This window comes from uncultured Campylobacter sp., assembly GCF_938031315.1.
GTDB lineage: Bacteria > Campylobacterota > Campylobacteria > Campylobacterales > Campylobacteraceae > Campylobacter_B.
The window spans coordinates 1-3,847 of the sequence record NZ_CALHHT010000235.1; the positions used below are offsets into that span (position 1 = coordinate 1).

The following is a 3,847-nucleotide window of genomic DNA, read 5'->3' on the forward strand; positions in this document are numbered from 1 at the left end:
CAGAACGTGTTAGGGTTTAACCAAACCAAGCGCAGTAAAAAAGAGAGCCTAAATTTGCTAAACATGGTCGAGGCCGACGATCTGGTGCATTACGGCATAATCCCCGAGCTCATCGGGCGATTGCACGTAGTGGCTACGCTAAATGAGATCGACGAAAAGGCGATGGTTAGAATTTTAACCGAGCCGAAAAACGCGATCTTAAAGCAATATCAAAAGCTCTTTGCGATAGACGGCGCAAATTTAAAATTTGACGACGACGCGCTACGAGAGGTCGCGAGCCTTGCGATCAAGCGCAAAACCGGTGCGCGCGGACTTCGCAGCATAATCGAGGAGATCATGATCGATATTATGTTTGATCTGCCTGAGCTTAAAGGCTATGATGTCATCATCTCGAAAGAGGTCGTAGACGGCGTCTCCAAGCCGATACTTGTAAAACAAAATTTAACTGCATAAAGGGGATAAATGTTACTTGATTCGATTCTAGGATTATTTTCTAGGGATATGGGTATTGATCTAGGCACGGCAAACACGCTTGTGCTGCTAAAAGATAAAGGCATCATCATCAACGAACCGAGCGTCGTCGCGGTACAAAACGAACGCTACGGCAAGCAAAGGATCATCGCCGTGGGCGCCGAAGCCAAAGAGATGCTAGGACGCACTCCGGGCGACATCGAAGCGGTGCGCCCGATGAAGGACGGCGTTATCGCGGATTTTGATATGACGGAGAAGATGATTAGGTATTTCATCGAAAAGACCCACAAGCGCCGCTTTTTCGTAAGCCCGCGCATCATCATCTCGGTTCCTTACGGGCTAACTCAGGTCGAGCGCAAAGCCGTGCGCGAAAGTGCAATGATAGCGGGCGCGCGCGAGGTTTATCTAATCGAAGAGCCGATGGCTGCGGCGATCGGTGCGGGTTTGCCGGTCAATGAAGCGCGCGGCTCGCTGGTCGTAGATATCGGCGGCGGCACCACCGAGATCGGCGTTATATCTTTAGGCGGTATTATCAGCGCCAAATCCGTCCGCGTCGCGGGCGATAAGATTGACGCAAGTATCGTTAACTACGTCAAGGAAAAATATAGCCTGCTTATTTCGGAGCGCGCGGCAGAGGAGATCAAGATAAAAATCGGTACGGCAGTGCAGCAGCAAAAAGATCTAACCTATGCCGTTAAAGGAAAAGACCAGATCAGCGGGCTTTTAAGCTCGGTCGATCTTACGAGCGAAGACGTAAGAGAGGCGATTAAAGATTCGATAAGAGAGATCGCGGACGCGCTGAAATTTGTGCTAGAAAGCATCCAGCCCGAAGTCGCCGCCGATATCGTCGAAAACGGCGTCGTGCTAACGGGCGGCGGCGCGCTTATTCGAGGATTGGATAAGTATCTAAGCGACACGGTGAAGCTTCCGGTTTTTGTAGCAGATGAGCCGCTTCTGTGCGTCGCAAACGGCACCGGTAAAGCCCTAGAAGAGATCAAAACGCTAAAACAAACGGCAAATGACTAATCTCAAACTGCTTCTCGTCGCAGTCTTGTTAGTGGCCGTTTCGCTTACGTTCGGCTCATATATCCACGGTAAATTTATCGGATTTTCCGGCGGAATTTTAGAGGCGTATTACGGCGTAAGCGGCAGGATTAAAAGCGCCGTGAACGAGCATTTTAACCAAGCCGAGACGATCAAGGCTCTAAGAGAAGAGAACGCCGAGCTGAAAAAATCGGCGATGCTGCTTAGCACGTTCGCGGGCGAGCTGAATAAAATTTTGATCGATAAAAACAGCTCCGTTTACGAGCCCAAAGTTCAGCTCGTAAAGGCGCTGAGCTATGCAAATTTAAATGACTACAACAAATTCTTCGTAAATTTTGAAAATTTTAACCCGAGCAAGGTTTACGGCCTGATCAGCGAAGGCAAGACCGCAGGAATTTTAGTGAATAAAGACGGGCGCCCGCTTGCGATCTTACAGCGCGACGAAAAGAGCAACTTCTCCGTTTTCATAGGAGATACTCAAATTCCTGGCGTCGCAGGCGGCGAAAATAACGAGCTCGTAGTCAGATACATCCCGCAATGGCTTGATCCCAAGGTGGGCGATGAGGTCTTTACGAGCGGGAAGGATGAAATTTTCTTTGCCGGCGTGCCGGTGGGGAAGGTTAAAGAGATTCAAAACGGAAAGTTATACAAAAGCGCCGTACTAGAGCCATACGTAAATCCGAGTATGCCGGCGTTTTTGTATGTCGTTACAAAGGAAAATTGATGCCCAAAAGAGATGATATTAAGACGATTTTGCTGATCGGTAGCGGTCCGATCGTAATCGGCCAGGCGTGCGAGTTCGATTACAGCGGCACGCAGGCTGCTAAGACGCTAAAGAGCCTCGGATACCGCGTAGTGCTAATAAACTCAAACCCCGCTACCATTATGACCGATCCCGATTTTGCCGACGCTACCTATATCGAGCCGATCACCAAAGAGAGCATTTTGCGTATCATAAAGCGCGAGGGCGTCGATGCGATCCTGCCTACGATGGGCGGACAGGTCGCGCTAAACGTCGCGATGGAGGCTTACGAAAGCGGCGAGCTAGCGGGGGTGAAATTTCTAGGCGCAAATCCCGAAGCGATCAAAAAGGGCGAGGATAGGGTAAAATTTAAAGAGGCGATGATTAAGATTGGAATGGATCTGCCTAAATCCAAATACGCCTACAATATCGAAGAGGCGATGGCTGCTGCAAATGAGATCGGCTTTCCGCTCATTATCCGCGCTAGCTACACCCTAGGCGGCGCAGGCAGCGGTGTGGCATACAATATCGACGAGTTTAAAGAGGTCGCGCAAAACGGGCTAGACGTGAGCCCGATAAATGAAATTTTGATCGAAGAGAGCCTGCTTGGATGGAAAGAGTTCGAAATGGAGGTGATCCGCGATCACAAGGACAACTGCATCATCGTCTGCTCGATCGAAAATTTTGATCCTATGGGCGTGCATACGGGCGATTCCATCACGGTTGCGCCCGCTCTAACGCTTACCGATAAAGAATACCAGGCGATGCGCGACGCGAGTTTTAAAATTTTGCGCGAGATCGGCGTGGATACGGGCGGCTCAAACGTGCAGTTTGCGGTAAATCCGCAAACTGGTCGCATGATCGTCATCGAGATGAACCCGCGCGTAAGCCGCAGTTCGGCTCTTGCGTCCAAAGCCACGGGCTATCCGATCGCCAAGGTCGCTACGATGCTGGCGGTGGGCTTTAGCCTGGATGAGATCAAAAATGACATCACCGGCACGCCTGCGAGCTTCGAGCCGGTGATCGATTATATCGTGACTAAAATTCCGCGTTTTGCGTTTGAGAAATTCCCCGGTGCAAACCCCTATCTCGGCACTGCGATGAAAAGCATCGGCGAGGTGATGGCGATCGGGCGTAGCTTTAAAGAGAGTATCCAAAAGGCGCTGTGCTCGCTGGAGAAGGGCTACTTCGGCTTCGTAGAGTTAAATTTAAGCGAAAAGGATCTCATATTCGGGCTTCGCAACGCGCAGCAAGATAGAATTTTATACATCGCTCAGGGCTTTAGAGCAGGTATGAGCGTGGATCAAATTTACGAACTTAGCAAGATTGATCGTTGGTTTTTGAGCCAGATCGAGCAGATCGTTAAATTTGAAGAGCGCATCGATATGGAGATCATCAACGACGCGGCGCTTTTGAGACAGGCTAAGAGCTGGGGCTTTAGCGATAAGATGATCGCAAATTTAATCAACAAAAAAGATAGTCTGGGCCTTACGCAAAACGACATCCATTTTGCCTGCGCCAGACAGGGCATCGACCTTGAATACAACGAAGTAGATACCTGTGCAGGCGAGTTTGCGGCGCTTACCCCGT

3 protein-coding genes and 1 pseudogene are annotated in these 3,847 nt (G+C 50.0%); all 4 read left to right on the forward strand.

Translation table 11 applies throughout. The annotated features are described in order from the left end of the window. Positions 1-453: pseudogene (locus tag Q0236_RS05930) on the forward strand (ATP-dependent Clp protease ATP-binding subunit ClpX); the annotation flags it as partial. Positions 454-462: 9 nt separating this feature from the next. Continuing rightward, complete coding sequence (locus Q0236_RS05935; protein ID WP_297916013.1) at positions 463-1,497, forward strand: rod shape-determining protein; 1,035 nt, start codon at positions 463-465, stop codon at positions 1,495-1,497. Further along, the gene (gene mreC, locus Q0236_RS05940) at positions 1,490-2,239 is read left to right on the forward strand and encodes a rod shape-determining protein MreC (protein WP_297916015.1); all 750 of its coding nucleotides are present in this window, start codon (positions 1,490-1,492) and stop codon (positions 2,237-2,239) included. Before Q0236_RS05935 ends, mreC begins: the two co-directional genes overlap by 8 nt. Further along, a partial coding sequence (gene carB / locus Q0236_RS05945; protein WP_297916017.1) for a carbamoyl-phosphate synthase large subunit occupies positions 2,239-3,847 on the forward strand: 1,609 nt, incomplete at its 3' end. The genes mreC and carB, both read left to right, overlap by 1 nt.